This is a genomic window from Pseudoalteromonas neustonica (assembly GCF_001653135.1).
GTDB classification, from domain to species: Bacteria; Pseudomonadota; Gammaproteobacteria; order Enterobacterales; family Alteromonadaceae; genus Pseudoalteromonas; species Pseudoalteromonas neustonica.
Genome location: NZ_BDDS01000001.1, coordinates 579,573 through 597,627 on the forward strand (window position 1 = coordinate 579,573; position 18,055 = coordinate 597,627).

Consider the following 18,055-nt stretch of genomic DNA (forward strand, 5'->3'; position numbering starts at 1 on the left):
AAACCCGCCAATTTGGCGGGTTTTTTTATGTGCTTTTATTTAGAACTTGTATGCAAGTTTAAAGTAAGCTTGGCGCCCGATAGCACTATGTGTCTTACTGTCAACGCCAAAAGAATCTGATGGTGCCTGTGGCGGTTCTTCATTTGTAAGGTTTGATGCACCTAAAGTTAGTGTTAATTCATCGAAACCTACATAACTGACTGATGTGTCGATTGAGGTCCAAGAATCAATATCAAAACGATCATTGTTTGTATCAGGTAAATCGTTGTAACCGCTTATATAGTTAATACCAACATTAGCAAGCCAGCTCTCATTACTCCAATCAACCCCTGCAACCCATCTAAATTCTGGATGTTGGAATTCACCATTAAGGTCTTCAGCGACAATACTCGTATTACCTTGTTTATCACTTTCAAACGATTGTTCTTCAAAATTTAGCGTGTAGGTTAAATTATAATTGAATTTGAATTCACCTAAGTTATCGGTATTTAAACGATAATTAAGATTTAAATCAAACCCATCCGTTTCTCGCCCGCCTATGTTTACGAATGTATCGTTGATCACTAAGATACGACCAAGATTACCACCTTGACTTGGTGCCCGTTGGACTAAAGCTTGATCGCTACCACAGCAGTCAACGAGTTTTTGAGCGCCAATTTTCTTAATGAGATCTTCTTGATCATAATTCCAGTAATCTACACCGACGCTAAAGTTATCAGTAGTTTGCCAAATAACACCTAAATTATAGTTACTTGATGTCTCTGGTTGTAAGTCAGGGTTACCAGCAACAATTGCGGTATATTCTGTAGGCTCGCAATCAGCTTCAGCGCCAGTTTGGCGACAACGCTCTTTATCAATAACGCTTGGTGATTCATCAGTTCGGCCAAGGTGCAATTGTACTAATGATGGCGCTCTAAATGCAGTTCCCCATGAACCACGAACAACCAAACTATCTAAAGGTGTCCAGCGAAAAGCAACTTTTGGGTCTGTGGTAGAGCCAAAGTCACTATAGTTTTCATGACGTAATGCTAATTGAAGCTCTAAAGTTTCAAGTACAGGCAAGCTTAACTCGGCAAAAATAGCCTTGTTATCACGTTCACCATTTGCCTGTGTTGCTTCAGTTCCAAAGATTTCACCACGTAAAAATTGTGCGTCAGGGTTATCTTCAATTCGTTCATTACGTGCTTCAAAGCCTATTGCTATTGCGGCCATATCATCACCCAACTCAAATAACTCACCAGAGATTGTGCCGTCAATAGATTGCATTGTTGAGGCGCCAGAGCGAGTAGTGGTTGTTTCAAAATAGGCAAGGGCAGCTTCAGTGTTGGTGCTTGGTTCAAATGGATTCCATAATCCTGAATCGATAGCTTCTTGAGTTCGAATTATATTAGGGAAACCATTAACTCCTTTTTCTACTGCGCTAGAGCGTATTGCTGAATATGCAACTTCCCAATCCCAGTCACTAAATGAGCCTCTAGCGCCTAAAACAGCGCGATAGTACTCAGAATCAACATCTTTTTGACGGTTGCCGATTTCGACTGTTCGTCGACGCATCGAAATATCTACACCGTGGAGGAAGTGGCTTGGATCATTAAAAAGAGGATGATTTGGATTATCCCCCATCATAGTTAATTCTGTAAAGCTTGGACTTGCTGCGCCTTCAATGAAGCTTGATGAGTGCTGAGCTGAAAATTCAGCAAAGCCTTCAATATTGTCTGTTATTTCTTGGCTTCCATTATAATTAAAGCTAATACGTTCTGTAGAAGGTACAAGAGTTGAGTGTGGCGCATAATCATAACGGCAAATATCACCGATGATAAGTGATTCGTCACAGGTGTCATTACCCCATACATCTGCAAATATGGTCTGCCTAACGGGGTTACCTTCGGGGTCAATTCTGCTAACGGGTAAAGCAGCCCACTGAGCATCCGTAAGCATCGCGCGCGTAACTTCAACTGAACCTGGAAATCCTGATGAGCTTAATGAGTTATTACCGCCGCGAAAACGCTGATCTGCAGTGGCTGTATAGCTACGCTGTGAATTTAAAATAGCGTCACGCTTGTAATAATCAATAGAGAAATTGTGCTTGCTGGTGTTACTGCTACTTCCCCAAAGTAAAGTTAGATTTTGTTCATCACCCCCACCGTCAGCGGTGGTGCTTGTTTTTGCCGCAACTTCAAACCCATCAATATCATCACGTAGTATTATGTTTATAACACCAGCAACTGCATCAGAGCCATATGTTGCAGATGCGCCATCTTTTAAAATATCAACACGTTTAACAGATGACATTGGGATACTATTTAAATCTACAAAAGATGTTTCGATATCTTTAGCAAACGGGCTCACAGCAACACGGCGGCCATTAATTAACACCAATGTAGATGATGCGCCAAGGCCTCTTAGTGCAACACTTGATCCACCATTGGCGGTGTCATCACTTGAATTACCTTGAGTGCTAAAAGTACCCGCACCTGATACAGGTAGTTTCTGTAAAGCACCTATTAAATCTGTTGAGCCTGTTGCGGCTAAATCTGCTGCCGATAATGATTGTACTGGTGATGGCCCTTCCATATCAGTACGTTTGATATGTGAGCCTGTGACTTGAATTCGCTCAACTTCTTTTGTTTCTGATGCGGAATAAGCTGTTGCAGAAAAGCCTACCGACAATGCTAGGGTTGTATAAGTAAGTAAATTTGGTGTAAATAAAACTGTTTTCTTCATCCTTAAGTCCTTGTTATAGTGTTGATATTATATTTTCAATAAACCAGTGATATCAATACCATGTAATCAAAATGTTATCAACTTGAGCGAAAGGTTAACTTATGAAGTTTTTTGTTTTAAGGTATAAAAATAAAAACGCCTAACAGGGTGTTAGGCGTTATAGGGTTAAGCTTTGTGTTTCATTAACCGTTCTTTCTCGCGGGACCAGTCTTTACTTTTACCGTCTTCGCGTTTGTCATGCATTTTCTTACCTTTACCGAGTTGAAATTCTAATTTAACCCAGCATTTTTTCCAATACATGGCTGTAGCGATTAATGAATAACCATCGCGTTCAGTTGCACCAATTAAGCGGTCTAACTCACGCCGACTCAATAAGAGCTTGCGATAACGCAGTGGATCACAAATTACATGGGTAGAGGCACTATTAAGTGGCTGAATTTGACTGCCAAGTAAAAATGCTTCGCCATTTTTAAGGTGAATATAAGTTTCAGAGATATTTACTTTGCCAGCTCGGATGCTTTTTACTTCCCAGCCCTGCAGTTCGACACCAGCCTCAAACTTGTCGTGTAAAAAATACTCATGGCGCGCTTTTTTATTCAGCGCGATGGTATTACTTGTCGATTTAGATGAATTTTTCTTAGCCATAGTGTCCCATATTATACGTAAAGCTCTGCTTTTTACATCGATTTTTTATTTTTACTGTAAATAATCGATGATAAATAAAGCGTCGGGAAAGTTTGGGGAAAAACGCAAAACTTGCTAAAATTCGCCCACACAGTTGGGAGTGAGTATGCCACAAATAGAAAAAAGTGCGCTAGTAATGTATAGCAGCAAAGAGATGTTTGATTTAGTCAATGATGTGGATGCCTATCCTGAGTTTTTACCGCATTGCTCTGATGCAAAAATTATTGCACAACAAGACAATACAATGACTGCAAGTTTAGAGATATCTAAAGCAGGTATAAAAAAATGGTTTACCACTGAAAACACGTTTACAGATGAAAATACAGTGACTTTACGTTTAGTCGATGGGCCATTTAAAGCTTTGCAGGGGCGTTGGCACTTTCAGGTATTAGATGATACCGCATGTAAGGTTCAGCTTCAGTTGGAGTTTGAATTTGCGAGTAAGCTAATTGAACTTGCATTCGGCCGGGTATTTAATGATGTGGCGAAAAATATGGTCAATGCATTTACTCAGCGTGCTAAACAGGTATATGGACCAAGATTATGATTACAGTTGATGTTGTTTTTGCGCTACCGACCAGCGCAATAAGTTTACAAGTTGAAGTGCCAGTAGGAACAACCGCTGAGCAAGCAGTCATAAAGTCAGGAATTATTGCAAAATGCCCTGAAATAGATGCTACAGCACTCACTCTAGGTGTCTGGAATCGTAGCTGCAAATTAACGCAAGTACTAGAGGATGGCGATAGGGTTGAAATTTATCGACCGCTAATTGCAGATCCAAAAGACGCAAGACGTAAACGGGCTGAAAAAGCCAAAGATGAAGGTCGGGCTAATAAAGTGACGGGGGGACGCCCGCTAGATAGAACACAGTAGTGCGAAACTAAAAAGGTTAGCGTGTGCTAACCTTTTTTAAATTTGCGAGTAGCAATTAAGTATTATTGCTCAAGTGGTGTATTAAACTCTTCAGGTTGCTCATAATCTCCACTTATCGATGTTAGCTTTTCATTATTAAATTTAACAGTAAGTAGTTTTCGTTGTTCACTGTCACGACCTAGGTTAAAGGTGTAAGAGTAATGCCATGTATTTTTATCAAAGGCATCTTTTGCAACAGGTTGGCCTAAAACATATACAACTTGCTCACGAGTCATGTTTATTCGAAGTTTATCAACATCAGTTTGCTCTAAAAAGTTACCTTGAGGGATATTGATACGATAAACCCAACTTGAACAACCTGCTGTTGCGCTTAGTGTAAGGGCAACGATAAACCAAAGAGAAAAAGTTTTTAACGACTGCATTGTTTGTTTGGATCCTTATTTTTTATAGACTGCATGATACCGATTAGTCACCTAAGGTAAAACCCTTTTGAGTAATTGTTTGTTACTTAATTCTTAGTATCTATGCTTGGAGCGCAATTTTGACCACAGAGTCCGATAAAAGTTTAACTATTCTTAAAGATAATGCTATAGCGAGTAGCTCTATTTGGTCCCTTTATATCGTGCAAACACGTTTTGGGCATTGGTATACGGGCATATCTACAGATGTTAGTAAGCGCTTTGCAAGCCATCAAGCGGGAAAAGGCGCTAAAAACCTAAGAGGAAAAGGGCCGCTTACACTTATTTATCAGCAAGAGATCGGGGATCGCAGTGCCGCAACTAAATTAGAAATTAAAGTCAAAAAGTTATCTAAACAGCAAAAACAGCGTTTTATGCAAGTTGGCCATTTGCCTACAGCTGCGAGAAATCGAACTGGCGAATGAACCGTTCAATATATATTACGCTTTTTACATACAAATCCTGATCAATATTTGCAAACGTATCAGTCTTTTTGTGATGATGAGGATCGTCCCCCATACCAAAGTAAACATAGGGTATACCGGCTTTTGCGAAGGAGTAATGATCGCTGGCTTTTCGCCAATCTATTTTATCGACTCTAAGCAGGCGGTTCATGTGCTTTGAGCTACTACTTACACGTACTCTGAGGTCATTCGATGAAATAGTCGCTAGTTGCGACTCAATCGTTTTTTTAAGTTTAGGCAGAGTAAATGCATATAAGGTTTTACTACGGGCACTCACAGCAAGCATATCCAAATTTATATTAAAAAGTACAGTGTCAGTCGGAAGTTGGCTTACAAAATACTTACTGCCGTGTAAACCGTTCTCTTCGGCGTCAGTAGCAACAAATATAATGTTAAACGTTGGCGTGTTTATTTTTAGCCGTTTAGCTAAATACAAAAGTGCACTCACACCACTGGCATTATCATTTGCGCCGGGGTAAAACTGTGTTCCTTTTTTTCCAAGATGATCATAATGGGCAGTAATGACAACCGTGAGAGACGTGCTATTTTGAGAAGTAAGAGTAGCGATAACATTATTGCCCGTACTGCGCGAAAAAAAACTACTTTGGTAACTAAACGTTTGCAACTCACTTGAATATCCTAATAACTCAAATCTATCTTTGAGATAAAGCGCACTTAACTCAGCGCCTGAGGTGTTTGTTTTTCGACCACTAAATACCGCAGAGCTTAAGTGCCTTAAATCATCAAGTAACTGTTGAGATGATGCGCTATTTACATCGCAAGGGAATAGCAAGACCGCAAGTAATATAAATATATGAGCTTTAATGATTATTCACCTTCGCAGTCATGTTGTTTAGAGCACGAAGTTTACCTTGATAGCGTTGTTTATCATGATCAAAATCTGCATATTTTCTAGCAAGGCCTAGTTGTTTATAAGCTTGCTTAAAATCACCTAGTTGGTAATAAGTACGGGCAAGGCCAAAATAGCTGTCATGAATTTTGTTATCTAAACGCTTAGCGGATAGAAAGTGCTTGATAGCATCTTGATAATTTTTAATATGATATGCAGTATTACCTAAAGACACATGATAATAAGGATTACTTTGGCGCTTTATATTAAGACGTGACAAGATCGTTTGCGCCTCAGCTTGGCGACCTGTGATTTGGTATAACAGTGCTAAATTACCTAGGGCAGTATTATTATTGCTATCTAGGGAGAAGGCATAATTATAGGCAATCTCGGCATTATCATATTGTTTATTGAGTCTAAAGAGCACGGCTAAATTCCCCCACGAGCCAGAATGTTGGGTATCCGCTTTTATAGCCGCAATATAGTAGCTATAGGCAATATCATAACGCTGATTGAGCATTGCTGCTGCACCTTTATTGTTATAAAACATCGCAGTAATTCGAGCTTTAGTAATAGGGGTTGTTTTAAACTTTTCACCGCGAGAGTTTGGATCAAAATCAATAATTAATGAGTTCGCTAAATTGTAAACGTAGTGAATACTGGCTTCTTTATTGCGAGGTTGTGAAACTGCAAGATTAATGTGCCCAGTGAGTAAGTTGTAACCTTTATTTAATGACCAGTACTCAGGGATGTGAACTTGTTGAAACTGCCCATACATGCCTAAATACTCAGCCATACTAAAAGCTAAAATCGATAGCGATAAGCAATTTGCATTTAAGTCGCGAAAAGTGTGTTCTGCAATAAGGGTTGCGCCTGATTGGTATGAAAGTGAATCATCGCCGTTATCTAATAAAAACGTCAAGAGCTTACGTGTTGATTGTAAATTTCTTTTGTGTGGTGGAAACTGTATATCTAGCTGCTGCATCATGTCATCACTGAGTCTAAATATCTCATCGGGTGTTTCTACATCAGACAGAGTAAATGTTTGGTTTTTAAATATTTCATTTGGAGGAGAGGGGACATCGTTAGGAATACTTTGACAGGCAGTTAATAGTAAAGTAGCGAAGAAAGTGGCTGCAAAATATAAGTGATTAGAAATAGTCATACTACACCCCAACTAATAAACAACTTAATTAAGTTTAGTCTATTTTGAAGTTGGGGCTATGGATAAATTATAAACTATGTCAGTGTTTTTCGAACGTGGCGACAAGTCTATCCAAAATTTGCGCGCTATTTGCCAGATCTTTGATTGCCTGTTCAGTGGTTATTTGTTCATGCATTGCTTTATCGCTGATCTCACTGATTTGTTCGATATTACGTCCGACATCAGCAACCACATTACTTTGCTCTTCAGTCGCAGTGGCGATGAGTGTTGCCATATCGTTTATTTCATTGGCTGTATTAGTGATTGCGGTGAGTAACAATACCGAGCTTTGCATGGCTTCAACGCTATCTTGTGCTTTATGTTTAGACTGAGCAATATTGTTAACAACACTTGTTGAAGTTTGTGTCAATTCCTCAATCATACCTTGTATTTCGGTTGTTGATTGTGATGTACGATTTGCTAATGCTCTGACTTCATCGGCGACAACAGCAAAACCTCTGCCGTGTTCGCCTGCTCGTGCTGATTCAATCGCGGCATTAAGAGCCAGTAAGTTTGTCTGTTCAGAAATCCCTCGAATTGAGTCAACAATACTGGCGATTGCAACGGTTTTTTGTGATAACACATTAACTTGAGTAATAATGAGGTCAATATCATTAGCTAAAGCCGATATCATTACTTGGCTTTGCGCAACTTGCTGGTGGCTTTGCTGTGTATTTGCTTTACTATCTTCGGTCAATTTAGCGGCCATTGCTGCGCTACTTGCAATTTCTTGAACTGTCGCGCCCATTTGGTTAATTGCTGCTGCAACTGAGATAGTCTGATCTTTTTGATTATCTAATGCCAGCGAGTTACGTTGCGCTTGATCGAAAACATGTTGTGAGCTTTGGCGTATATCGTGACTTTCACTGGCAACGTTGGCTATTGCAGTTTCTATTTTAGTAATAAAAAGATTAAAGCCATTGGTTAAATCAGTTAATTCTGGCTGCGACGATTCAGGTAAGCGATAAGCAAGATTAGCGTCTCCAGAGCCTAAGCGAGTAAATAGCTCTGCCATGTTTGAAAGTGGGGAAGAGAGTGAACGAGCAAGGAGGTAACTAAACACGCTCGCTAGTAATCCAATAATGACCGAAAATGTAATTATTTGCCACTTAAGCTTATCAATACTGGCAAACACTTCGTTTTTGGGGACTTGGGCAATAACATATAGTTCAGTGTTTTTGATTGGGCTTGCTGCAAGGAGTATATTTTCACCTTGAAAGCTAATTTCTTGAATTGAGAATGGCAGATTGTTCAATAGTTGTGTAGAAATATTACCTTGATAAAGTTTATCGAGTGTTTCTTTCGCGACTTTACTTGCATCTTTATGTAATTGAATAAGGCCACTTTTATCAGCTACAAAAACAAAGCCAGATTTTTCAATTTTAAATTTTTGCAGTAAAGTTTGCATATCATCAATGCTTTTAGCTAAGCCAGCCAAACCAGTGCCATTGACTTGTTGATGATTAACAAACATTTTCACATCATTTGATGATTCTTGGAAAATACTAATAGAGTAGGGCTGCTTAGACTGTTTAAAAGCAAAAAACCAACCATCTTGTTGCTGTGTTAACTCTCTTAAAAAACCATCTTGATTCCAGTATTGCGCTGTTTCTCTGTTTGCCCAAGACGCGGTGGCTAAATCGTATTGTTTCACTAAACGGTTTAATTCTTTGAGTAACAGGCGATCATTCGTATCTGTAGATTGTGACCAATCAAGTATAAATTCATTACTTGAAAGCTGCTCTGCGGCACTAATTAATTCATTAATATCATGAGAGATATAATTATTAATGGCTTGTAATTTACTTGGTAATTCAGATTCGATCATTCGGTGTTCTATTATATTTTTCGCACTGTATATCGACGTTGCACCAATAAATGCCGCAACAACGAAAGTAATAGAAATACCGAGCAAGGTAATTTTTTTGGTAATTGATAAATGGTTTAGTGTCATCAATGAGTCTTAATTTACAACTAATATAAGGCTTTATTCTAGCACACCCTTTGATCATGGCTAATAGTTGCTTTAAATGAAATAAGTAGTGGTGGGGAAGTGTTTTTTATAAAGGAAAAAGCCCACAAACATAAGTATGTGGGCTTGGTTTCTAACAAGCGAAACGTTTATTGTCCAGGGTTAAACAATTTTTTTCATTGCTGACATGTAGCCACGTAATCGTGTGCCAACAATCTCAACAGGGTGCTCACGCAATGTTTTATTTATTTCAATCAGTGTTTGGTTATCAACATGGTTACTTTGCTCACCTAAACCTTTACCAATAACATCAGTGTTGATATTTTTCATAAAGTTTTGAAGTAGTGGCAAACACGCATGGTTATATAAATAACAACCGTATTCAGCTGTATCAGAAATAGTGCGATTCATTTCAAATAACTTTTTACGTGCAATAGTATTTGCGATTAATGGCGTCTCATGTAATGACTCATAGTACGCTGATTCTGCAATGATGCCCGCTGCAGTCATGGTTTCAAATGCAAGTTCAACACCCGCTTTAACCATCGCAACCATTAAGATACCGTTATCGAAAAACTCTTGCTCAGTGATTTCAACATCACCGGCAGGGGTTTTTTCAAAATTAGTTTCGGCGGTTTCTGCGCGCCATTTTAGTAGATTAGCGTCATCATTAGCCCAATCTTCCATCATCACGCGTGAAAAAGTACCGTCGATGATATCGTCTTGGTGTTTATTATAAAGCGGGCGCATAATGACTTTTAGCTCTTCACTCAATTCAAACGCTTTTACTTTTGCTGGGTTTGATAGACGGTCAAGCATGTTAGTAACGCCGCCGTATTTGAGTGCCTCGGTTACGACTTCCCAGCCGTATTGGATAAGTTTAGATGCGTAACCCGGCTCAATATCGTTTTCAATCATTTTATTAAAACATAAGATTGAACCCGTTTGTAACATGCCGCATAGGATCGTTTGCTCACCCATTAAGTCTGATTTTACTTCAGCGATAAATGATGATTTTAAAACGCCTGCACGATGGCCACCAGTACCCGCAGCATAAGCTTTAGCTTGTGCTAAACCATGACCTTGAGGGTCATTTTCAGGGTGTACAGCAATCAATGTTGGGACACCAAAACCACGTTTATACTCTTCACGTACTTCAGAACCAGGGCATTTAGGTGCAACCATAATAACGGTAATGTCGTCACGTACTTGCATGCCTTCTTCAACAATATTGAAACCATGTGAGTAAGCAAGGGTTGAGCCTTGTTTCATCATTGGCATGATAGCGCTAACTACAGCTGTATGCTGCTTATCTGGTGTTAAGTTTAAAACAACGTCAGCGGTTGGGATTAGCTCTTCGTAAGTGCCAACAGTAAAGCCGTTTTCAGATGCGTTTAAAAATGATTGGCGACGTTCGCTAATTGCTGAATCACGTAATGTGTATGATACATCTAATCCAGAATCACGTAAGTTAAGGCCTTGGTTTAAGCCTTGAGCACCACAACCAACAATTACTAGCTTTTTACCTTTAAGTGCATTAACACCGTCGACAAATTCAGCTGGATCCATAAATTCGCATTGTGCAAGCTGAGCTAGCTGCTCACGTAAAGGAAGAGTATTAAAATAATTCGCCATTGTTAGTATCCTATATTCATATTTGTTAGATGCAGGCGTTTATTGCCGTGCTTAAAACCACCATAATGAAACATTCACCTTGCGTAAAATGATATATTTGAATTAAAGTATTTCAAAAAGTGAAATGTGTACATCACTTACATGGAGAGAATATGGATCATAAACGGTTACATTACTTTTTAGCGCTTGCTAAAACCTTGCACTTTGCACGCGCTAGTGAGTTATGCCATATCAGTGCGCCTACATTAAGTCGTAATATTAAACAGTTAGAGGATGAAGTTGGGGTTGAGCTATTTATACGTGATAATCGCAGTGTTAAATTAACACGTGAAGGGGAGTCATTTATTGATTACGCAAATGCGACCTTAGCAAACTGGCAACGCTTTCGAACGAATGTACGAAATCCAGAGCAGACCATCTACGGTAAAGTCAGCATCTATTGCTCAGTAACTGCGTCGTATAGCTTTTTACACCAAATATTAGAGCAGTTACGGTTACAGCATCAACATATTGAAATAAAGTTAAACACGGGCGATCCTGCCGTTGCTATTAACCGAGTGTTAGATGGACAAGAGGCGATGGCTATTGCTGCTAAACCCGATAAATTGCCACCGCAAATAGCGTTTGCAAGTATAGGTTACTCATCTTTGGTTTTTATTGCCCCGCGCATTCCATCTTTGATTACCCAAAAGTTGGCTTTGTCTAGCGATAAAATAGCGTGGTCTGAATTAGAATTTATTGTTCCTGAGCAGGGTTTTACTCGCCAAAGGCTTGAGCAATGGTGGCGTAAACATGGTATTAATGCAAAGATTTATGCTCAGGTCGCGGGGCATGAGGCTATGGTATCAATGGTTAGTTTAGGACTTGGTATTGCGATGGTGCCAAAAATTGTATTGGATAACAGCCCGTTAAAAGACCGTGTACAGGTGATCAGTGATCAAAACGAAGCGCCAGCAGGGTTTGAGATTGGTTTAGCTGTATTACGAAAAGGGTTATCCGATGCTGCATTAAATGCACTGTGGGAGATTGCTCAAACTCTTGAAAATGTGAATTAGCTCGCTTGTTTCTACCCAAAATAAGTCCATATGTATCAAAAGTGTGAATGATTGTAATCAGCTAGGGATTAGTTTTTAATACCTTGCTATTATGGCCAGAATAAAGCATTTTTTGGCTTATAAACTGACATGAAGCTGATAGTTAAAACTTTTGCGTTAATATGTATCTATTGCCAACTTTCAGTAGCATCAGCGACTGAACAGCAGAGCGGGTATGATAAAAATATTGTAACGCAGCAATGGCATATTAGCCTTAACACAGGGTTAGGGGTTATCACTAATCCATTGCACGGCGGTGATAATTTACCTGTAGTATTAATCCCAGAAGTTGCCTTTTACGGTGAAAAATTCTTTTTCGATAATGGCAGATTAGGTTACACCCTTGAGGAAAACTCTCGGCATATTTTTAATTTAATAACAGAGCTTAACCCCGAAACACGTTTTTTTGTGAAATGGCACCCTACCAATGTCTTTGCATTAGCCTCAAAAAACTCAGTTGTATTTGAACAAAACCAATTAGAGAATCAGCAACCACGAGTGAAAATTACAGATCTTGATAAACGCAAGTGGGCGTTAGATGCAGGCTTGAGTTATCACTATGTTAAAGATAAGCATGTTTTTTCACTACAGGTATTAACTGATATCACGGGGGTTTATGATGGAAATAGAGCCGCAGTTCAGTGGCAAATGCATGAGACTATCGGCCGTTTAAAACTAAAGCCGAGTTTAGGCGTTTGGTATAAATCAGCAAGCTTAAATACGTACTTTTATGGTGTAAGTGAACAAGAGCATAACTCAGCTGCGATAGAGGTAGGTCGTAGTTGGCAACCTTATGCTAAAATTGATGGCCGTTGGCCTTTAGGCAATAATAATTCATTGCGCTTTCATGTTGCGTATTATGATTATTCGGCTCTACATGAGAGTCCATTGTTTGAAAAAAAATATTCCATTACCGCCTTTATAGGATTTAATCATATTTTTTAATATGAAGTATTTTTCGTTTTCTTTGTACATCGTGATTTTTGCATTATGGTCTGAGTTAGCTTTTGCAAAACAAGACATTTTAACATTGTCACCAAAAGTCTGTGTGGTTTCCGAACAACAAGAATATTGCGATCTTGAGCTTAAGCTAACGCTAAATATGCCAAAGAAAATGGATGTATGTTTATATCAAGAAAGTAGTAAATTGCAATGTTGGCAACAAGTTAAAATAGCTAAATTAGATCATAAAGCCCGTGTTCAGGTAGCAACTATATACTCTTTGATCGACCCTCATACGGATGAACTATTAGCTACAGCACGTATTGAAGTACAGAGCACTCGTGCTAAAACCACTCGACGTAGATTACGTTCCCCGTGGAGTTTTTTTTAATTCTGGAGCTGCAAATGGCAAAGATTTTACTTGTTGAAGATGACTTAGGTTTACAACAATTAACACGAGATTATCTGGAAAATAATGGCCTTGAAGTTGCGGTACTCGATCGTGGCGATGAAGTATTTAGTTTTCTTGAGAATAACCCGATAGACTTAATTATTTTGGATGTGATGCTGCCAGGTAAAGATGGCTTTAGTGTTTGCCGTCAAGTACGTGATAAATTTAGTTTACCGATTTTGATGTTGACCGCAAAGGGTGAAGATTTCGATCAAGTATTAGGTTTAGAGCTCGGAGCGGATGACTATGTAATCAAACCTGCAGAGCCTAGAGTATTACTTGCGCGTATAAATGCGTTATTGCGCCGTGGCCAGGCCGTAGTTAAAGCCCCTGAAGAGCTACAATTTGGTGATTTAAGCATAGATAAAACTAGTCGTATTGTACGTTTAAAGAATAATGAAATCACACTCACTTCACATGAATTTGAGCTACTTTGGCTATTAGCCTCTAATGCTGGAGAAGTGCTTAGTCGTGAACATGTACATCAGCATATGATTGGTCGTCAGTATGACGGATTAGATCGTACAGTTGACGTAAGAGTATCACGTATCCGTAAAAAATTAGGCGATAACAGTGATAAACCATACCGTATTAAAACCGTATGGGGACAAGGCTACCTATTCGTTTCAGATGCGTGGGGGATGTAACCGTTAATGGGGAAGCTATTTGTAAGTTTATATGCGTATATAATAGTTTCCTTATTTTTAGTGAGTGGGGTGATAGAGCAATTATGGCCTTATGAAGAAACACAGCAACAAGTGTCTCTTGATAAAGAGTTTGGCGAGTCACTTTGGTTATTAACTCAGACTACAGAAGGCATTACCAATTTAGCGTCACGTTTTAATACCCACATCGTCGATAAAAAAGATTTAATGCTTCCCAAACCACAAGCTATTGAGCTTGCGCAGCACCACCATATTTATTTATTCGATGAAGAGCAGCGCGCAGTGTGGTACATAGAGCTCGAAAATGAGCAGTTACTGCAAGTAGGGCCTATTAGTGTATCCGCACCTGCTTTTTCATCAGTATGGCCTTACCTATTATTATTGTGCGTTGTAGGGATCCCCGTTGGGCTATGGAGTTTTTTATTATGGCGAGACTTTGCTAAATTACGGATGGCATGTGAAGCGGTCGGCGGGTCACAAGATTTTGAATTGAATGCAACGTCCAAATCATTTTTTTTGCCAATTACAGATACTTTACGTGCTATGCAACAGCGCATTCAACACCTGTTGGCGGCTCAACAAGAACTTACTTCCTCAGTATCTCATGAGTTTAGAACGCCATTAGCACGTTTGAAATTTGCCTTAGCAATGCTCGAAGATAAAGTGACTGATGAAAAAGCATTTGATTACATTGATACAATGCAGCTCGATATCTTAGAGTTAGAGTCATTAGTGAAAGAAATGCTCGATTATGCGCGTCTAGATACTCAACAGCCAAATATAAGCGTTCAACAATGCGACCTAGTCCAGCTAATAAATAGTGTTGTTACCAAACTTGATTTTGCCACAAATATTAAAGTTGACGTACAGCTACCAACGACATGCACTTATGGTTGTGATAGTCATTTTATTGCACGCACTGTCCAAAACTTAATAGGTAATGCTTTAAAACACGGACAGTCTCAAGTACTGGTTCGCTTAGTTGAAGAGACTGAATTCGTTATTTTAAGCGTTGAAGACGATGGTGCTGGAATTGAGCAAGCGCAGTGGGAAACGGTATTTAAACCATTTACACGATTAGATAAAAGTCGCGATAAAAAAACAGGGGGATTTGGATTGGGTCTCGCTATTGTCGCTAAGATAGTTTCATGGCATCAAGGGAGATATGAAATATCACACTCCTCATTAGGCGGTGCTAAATTGACGATTTACCTACCTAGACGTGCAACAAATTGAACATCACTGATTTAAGTTAGAGATTTACTAATCGGCTGATTTAAGAATATATAAATTCATTTAACTCCTCAGCCTGAGTTTTTCAGGAGTAATAGCTTAGTTTTCGCCTCAAGAGCCGTTACAAAGAGAGTTATTATCCTCAACGTCGGTTATGTAATCCTAACTAATTTTGCACAAAAAAAAGCACCTTAGGCGGTGCTTTATCTTTAAAACCAAAAATCAACAAATAGCAAAGTAATAGACCTGCAATGAAACGTTAAGTTCAATATTCAATAATTTATTTCTCTATAAGGGGTCGTTTTTGTTTTTTATTAATAGAGGCATAAGGAGCTGCTCTAAACCATTTAGCTTCACTTCATACATCATTGCAAGTTGAGCCCCGAGGGTTCCATCAGGAAAGCCTTGTTGTTTAAACCAGACTAAATAAGGTTCAGGTAAAAGTAGTAGTGGTCTGCCTGCATATTTTCCGAAGGGCATTTTTGTGTTGATCGCTATTTTAAGCTGCTCAGAATCCATGGTTAACTTTTATTGAGTCGTTTTAACTAAAGTGTATTACAAAAAAGAGGAGGAAAATAGGCCATGACGGGCAAGAAATAGCCTATTTAATGAGGGAGTAGGCCCTCAGGGTTTTTAATGAATTTGGTGTTGTGGCTTTTTAGAAAATCCAAGCTTTTTAAGGCTACTTAACAATGATGGATCATCTATGCGATTAGGTGTCTCACTGTCACGCAAAAAATGATCACTTGGTACTTGATAGGCATCTAGCATCTTTTGGAAGAGTATGGTGCGAATTGTCACCGCTGTCATTCCATTTCTCTGTAGTTCATCTAGACGATTTTGAAGTTCCATTAAACGTGGACTTTTGACATCATCAGCTACGGCTTGAAATTGTGAGGGAAACTTATTTTTCATCTAGAAACCTTATTAATAACGAAATAAAAAAAGCAAATTGAATACGTATGCAAACACATAAAAAAGCTTTTTATGTTAAAAATAGATACTTACGAATTAGTCAACGAATGCAGTTTACTCTGTTTTGATGAGTAAATGCCAATCTGCATGTAAAGCTTTGTAAATAAACTTGACCGATATTTGATGAGGTTTTTATTGAGACTTTGGCCATCTAGAAGTAAGTTAATGATATATAAATAAAAATAGTTCTCAGTACCTAAAGTGGTACTAAGAACCTAATTTATATTAAGAAAATAATTTTTGTTTCACATGTTCAGCAAAACCGCTACCGGCTTCTAAATAGAAGTTATAAGTTGAATCAACACCCATATCTTCCAGCTCTTTTTGTTGATCAGGGTAATTTGCAATCGCAGTAACCTGACCTTGATAGCCTGAGGCACGTAACTGTTCTAATGCAAATATGTTTTGCATATGTTTAGGCATTGCTAGCATAATCATTTCAACATTAGAGTGATTTACACGTTGCCAAAAGTCTGGATCTGTAGCGTCTGCAAGTAATGCCTTTCGATCACGACGAACATGTTTATCAACAACCTCTGGTTTTATGTCAACGCCAGCTACAACACCAGGGTGTGTTAAATTGATTGTCTCATAAGCACCTGTGCCAATTCGACCCATACCAAATATAACTATTCTTGTATTATTTAGGTTAACAGGCAGCTCTTCAGCTAATCGAGTGTCACTTTCAAAACGCAATAGCCACTGCTCTATTTTTACGTAAATTTCATTAGAGCGTTTATTCAAAGGAGAGGCGATAATAAATGTTATAGATACCGCAATAGCCATAACAGCCAGCCATTCATTGGTTATTAAACCGCTTGTTGCAGCAACCATACATACAATTAAACCAAATTCACTGTAGTTGGTTAACGTAAATGCGCTTAAAAGCGAAGTACGTGCTCGCAATTTAAATGCGTTAGTCAGTACATAATATAAAAATACTTTGATCGGAAGTACCATAATGATAACAAGTGCTATCAATAATGAATTAACGGTCAACTCAGCACCTAAACCAATCGTTAAGAAAAAGCCGACTAACAGTATTTCTTTCAAATTAAGTAGTGACTTAGCTAGTTCACCTGCTTTTTTGTGAGGCGCGAACATCATGCCTACAATTAATGCACCTAAATCACCTTTAAGCCCTGCAAATTCAAATGCGTTATACCCTAAGACTAAAGCAAAAAAGAAACCAAAAAGAGGTAAGAGCTCACCATGTTTAGAGCGATTTAAAATCCAAAACATAACAGGGCGAAGTAGTGGAAGAGCAACAAATAAAGCAAGTGCCCAGCCATTTGGTGTTTTCCCTGTACTTATAGCGAGAAATATTACGGCAAAAATATCTTGCATAACTAAAATACCAATAGCTATTTTACCATGCAAACTAGCCATTTCACCTCGCTCCTCAAGCACTTTCACTGCAAATACAGTACTTGAAAAACTAAAAGCAAAACCGACGAGTAAAGCACTTTGCCAGCTTAACTCATCAAACATTGGTAATGCTAAATAACCAAGGAACAACATTAATCCACAAAATAGAGCACTGCTCAATATTATATGTATTGAAGCTGGAGCCCATACTTGAGGTTTGAGTAAATTAGCAACACGTAATTTCAAACCAATGCTAAAAAGCAATAAAGTAACACCAAGGTCGGCTACTGAGTTTAGTAGTTCAGTGCTTTGAAAACCGCATAAGTTTAGCGCAAACCCTGCAATTAAAAAGCCGATTAACGGTGGGAGTTTTAGTTGATAAACGACAAACCCACAAACAAACGCTGTGGCAAAAAATATTATTTCCATAATTCTTAACATCACTTCATGTAGAGGGTCAGTG

Annotated in this window: 18 protein-coding genes; 8 read left to right on the forward strand and 10 right to left on the reverse strand. The window is 38.7% G+C overall.

The annotated features are described in order from the left end of the window. Window positions 1–39 precede the first annotated feature (39 nt). On the reverse strand, window positions 40–2,724 hold the full coding sequence (locus A7967_RS02575) for a TonB-dependent receptor plug domain-containing protein (protein WP_054203269.1): 2,685 nt from the start codon (window positions 2,722–2,724) through the stop codon (window positions 40–42). A 165-nt stretch (window positions 2,725–2,889) separates the two neighbouring features. Further along, the gene (gene smpB / locus A7967_RS02580) at window positions 2,890–3,369 is read right to left on the reverse strand and encodes an SsrA-binding protein SmpB (RefSeq protein ID WP_054203268.1); all 480 of its coding nucleotides are present in this window, start codon (window positions 3,367–3,369) and stop codon (window positions 2,890–2,892) included. 145 nt (window positions 3,370–3,514) lie between these two features. On the opposite strand from smpB, the gene A7967_RS02585 reads away from it, so the two are divergent. Next, window positions 3,515–3,955, forward strand: a complete 441-nt coding sequence (locus A7967_RS02585; protein ID WP_054203267.1) for a type II toxin-antitoxin system RatA family toxin — start codon at window positions 3,515–3,517, stop codon at window positions 3,953–3,955. Continuing rightward, on the forward strand, window positions 3,952–4,281 hold the full coding sequence (locus A7967_RS02590) for an RnfH family protein (RefSeq protein ID WP_054203266.1): 330 nt from the start codon (window positions 3,952–3,954) through the stop codon (window positions 4,279–4,281). Before A7967_RS02585 ends, A7967_RS02590 begins: the two co-directional genes overlap by 4 nt. A gap of 62 nt (window positions 4,282–4,343) precedes the next feature. Here the strand turns inward: A7967_RS02590 and A7967_RS02595 are convergent, their stop codons facing one another. Continuing rightward, window positions 4,344–4,703 (reverse strand): outer membrane protein assembly factor BamE, encoded by a 360-nt coding sequence (locus A7967_RS02595; RefSeq protein WP_054203265.1) that lies wholly within the window; start codon window positions 4,701–4,703, stop codon window positions 4,344–4,346. Window positions 4,704–4,822: 119 nt separating this feature from the next. On the opposite strand from A7967_RS02595, the gene A7967_RS02600 reads away from it, so the two are divergent. Next, the gene (locus A7967_RS02600) at window positions 4,823–5,164 is read left to right on the forward strand and encodes a GIY-YIG nuclease family protein (RefSeq protein WP_054203264.1); all 342 of its coding nucleotides are present in this window, start codon (window positions 4,823–4,825) and stop codon (window positions 5,162–5,164) included. On the opposite strand, the gene A7967_RS02605 is transcribed toward A7967_RS02600, so the two are convergent. The 4 genes from A7967_RS02605 to ilvC form a co-directional block, all read right to left on the reverse strand. Then, window positions 5,133–5,996: a M20/M25/M40 family metallo-hydrolase gene (locus tag A7967_RS02605; RefSeq protein WP_231658951.1), complete on the reverse strand. Its 864-nt coding sequence runs from the start codon at window positions 5,994–5,996 to the stop codon at window positions 5,133–5,135. The two genes, A7967_RS02600 and A7967_RS02605, sit on opposite strands and share 32 nt — an antisense overlap. A gap of 28 nt (window positions 5,997–6,024) precedes the next feature. Continuing rightward, window positions 6,025–7,218 carry a tetratricopeptide repeat protein gene (locus A7967_RS02610; protein ID WP_054203263.1) on the reverse strand — a complete coding sequence of 398 codons (1,194 nt, stop codon included), beginning with the start codon at window positions 7,216–7,218 and terminating at the stop codon, window positions 6,025–6,027. A gap of 79 nt (window positions 7,219–7,297) precedes the next feature. After that, window positions 7,298–9,211 (reverse strand): methyl-accepting chemotaxis protein, encoded by a 1,914-nt coding sequence (locus tag A7967_RS02615; RefSeq protein WP_054203262.1) that lies wholly within the window; start codon window positions 9,209–9,211, stop codon window positions 7,298–7,300. A gap of 180 nt (window positions 9,212–9,391) precedes the next feature. Beyond that, complete coding sequence (gene ilvC, locus A7967_RS02620; protein WP_054203261.1) at window positions 9,392–10,864, reverse strand: ketol-acid reductoisomerase; 1,473 nt, start codon at window positions 10,862–10,864, stop codon at window positions 9,392–9,394. A gap of 152 nt (window positions 10,865–11,016) precedes the next feature. Here ilvC and ilvY point away from each other — a divergent pair, with 152 nt between their 5' ends. From ilvY to A7967_RS02645, 5 genes are all read left to right on the forward strand, one after another. After that, window positions 11,017–11,919: an HTH-type transcriptional activator IlvY gene (gene ilvY, locus A7967_RS02625; protein WP_054203260.1), complete on the forward strand. Its 903-nt coding sequence runs from the start codon at window positions 11,017–11,019 to the stop codon at window positions 11,917–11,919. Between the two features lie 129 nt (window positions 11,920–12,048). Then, window positions 12,049–12,903, forward strand: coding sequence for a MipA/OmpV family protein (locus tag A7967_RS02630; RefSeq protein ID WP_082378987.1), 855 nt, complete (start codon window positions 12,049–12,051; stop codon window positions 12,901–12,903). Window position 12,904: 1 nt separating this feature from the next. Then, the gene (locus tag A7967_RS02635) at window positions 12,905–13,291 is read left to right on the forward strand and encodes a DUF3019 domain-containing protein (RefSeq protein WP_054203259.1); all 387 of its coding nucleotides are present in this window, start codon (window positions 12,905–12,907) and stop codon (window positions 13,289–13,291) included. A gap of 14 nt (window positions 13,292–13,305) precedes the next feature. After that, on the forward strand, window positions 13,306–13,998 hold the full coding sequence (locus A7967_RS02640; protein WP_054203258.1) for a response regulator: 693 nt from the start codon (window positions 13,306–13,308) through the stop codon (window positions 13,996–13,998). Between the two features lie 6 nt (window positions 13,999–14,004). Then, a complete protein-coding gene (locus tag A7967_RS02645) occupies window positions 14,005–15,252 on the forward strand; it encodes an ATP-binding protein (protein WP_054203257.1) in 1,248 nt (415 codons plus the stop codon). 285 nt (window positions 15,253–15,537) lie between these two features. Here A7967_RS02645 and A7967_RS02650 read toward each other — a convergent pair whose 3' ends face one another. The 3 genes from A7967_RS02650 to A7967_RS02660 form a co-directional block, all read right to left on the reverse strand. Then, entirely contained in the window at window positions 15,538–15,768 is a 231-nt protein-coding gene (locus A7967_RS02650; protein ID WP_054203256.1) for a DUF3820 family protein, read from the reverse strand. 114 nt (window positions 15,769–15,882) lie between these two features. Further along, on the reverse strand, window positions 15,883–16,164 hold the full coding sequence (locus A7967_RS02655) for a hypothetical protein (RefSeq protein WP_054203255.1): 282 nt from the start codon (window positions 16,162–16,164) through the stop codon (window positions 15,883–15,885). A gap of 285 nt (window positions 16,165–16,449) precedes the next feature. Then, entirely contained in the window at window positions 16,450–18,021 is a 1,572-nt protein-coding gene (locus A7967_RS02660; protein ID WP_054203474.1) for a cation:proton antiporter domain-containing protein, read from the reverse strand. Between the last annotated feature and the right edge of the window lie 34 nt (window positions 18,022–18,055).

Excerpts from the sequence above, each read along its gene's own strand:
- A7967_RS02575 (WP_054203269.1), bottom strand. The coding sequence starts at position 2,724 with ATGAAGAAAACAGTTTTATTTACACCAAATTTACTTACTTATACAACC.
- smpB (WP_054203268.1), bottom strand. The coding sequence starts at position 3,369 with ATGGCTAAGAAAAATTCATCTAAATCGACAAGTAATACCATCGCGCTG.
- A7967_RS02585 (WP_054203267.1), top strand. The coding sequence starts at position 3,515 with ATGCCACAAATAGAAAAAAGTGCGCTAGTAATGTATAGCAGCAAAGAG.
- A7967_RS02590 (WP_054203266.1), top strand. The coding sequence starts at position 3,952 with ATGATTACAGTTGATGTTGTTTTTGCGCTACCGACCAGCGCAATAAGT.
- A7967_RS02595 (WP_054203265.1), bottom strand. The coding sequence starts at position 4,703 with ATGCAGTCGTTAAAAACTTTTTCTCTTTGGTTTATCGTTGCCCTTACA.
- A7967_RS02610 (WP_054203263.1), bottom strand. The coding sequence starts at position 7,218 with ATGACTATTTCTAATCACTTATATTTTGCAGCCACTTTCTTCGCTACT.
- A7967_RS02615 (WP_054203262.1), bottom strand. The coding sequence starts at position 9,211 with ATGACACTAAACCATTTATCAATTACCAAAAAAATTACCTTGCTCGGT.
- ilvC (WP_054203261.1), bottom strand. The coding sequence starts at position 10,864 with ATGGCGAATTATTTTAATACTCTTCCTTTACGTGAGCAGCTAGCTCAG.
- ilvY (WP_054203260.1), top strand. The coding sequence starts at position 11,017 with ATGGATCATAAACGGTTACATTACTTTTTAGCGCTTGCTAAAACCTTG.
- A7967_RS02630 (WP_082378987.1), top strand. The coding sequence starts at position 12,049 with ATGAAGCTGATAGTTAAAACTTTTGCGTTAATATGTATCTATTGCCAA.
- A7967_RS02635 (WP_054203259.1), top strand. The coding sequence starts at position 12,905 with ATGAAGTATTTTTCGTTTTCTTTGTACATCGTGATTTTTGCATTATGG.
- A7967_RS02640 (WP_054203258.1), top strand. The coding sequence starts at position 13,306 with ATGGCAAAGATTTTACTTGTTGAAGATGACTTAGGTTTACAACAATTA.
- A7967_RS02645 (WP_054203257.1), top strand. The coding sequence starts at position 14,005 with ATGGGGAAGCTATTTGTAAGTTTATATGCGTATATAATAGTTTCCTTA.
- A7967_RS02650 (WP_054203256.1), bottom strand. The coding sequence starts at position 15,768 with ATGGATTCTGAGCAGCTTAAAATAGCGATCAACACAAAAATGCCCTTC.
- A7967_RS02655 (WP_054203255.1), bottom strand. The coding sequence starts at position 16,164 with ATGAAAAATAAGTTTCCCTCACAATTTCAAGCCGTAGCTGATGATGTC.
- A7967_RS02660 (WP_054203474.1), bottom strand. The coding sequence starts at position 18,021 with ATGGAAATAATATTTTTTGCCACAGCGTTTGTTTGTGGGTTTGTCGTT.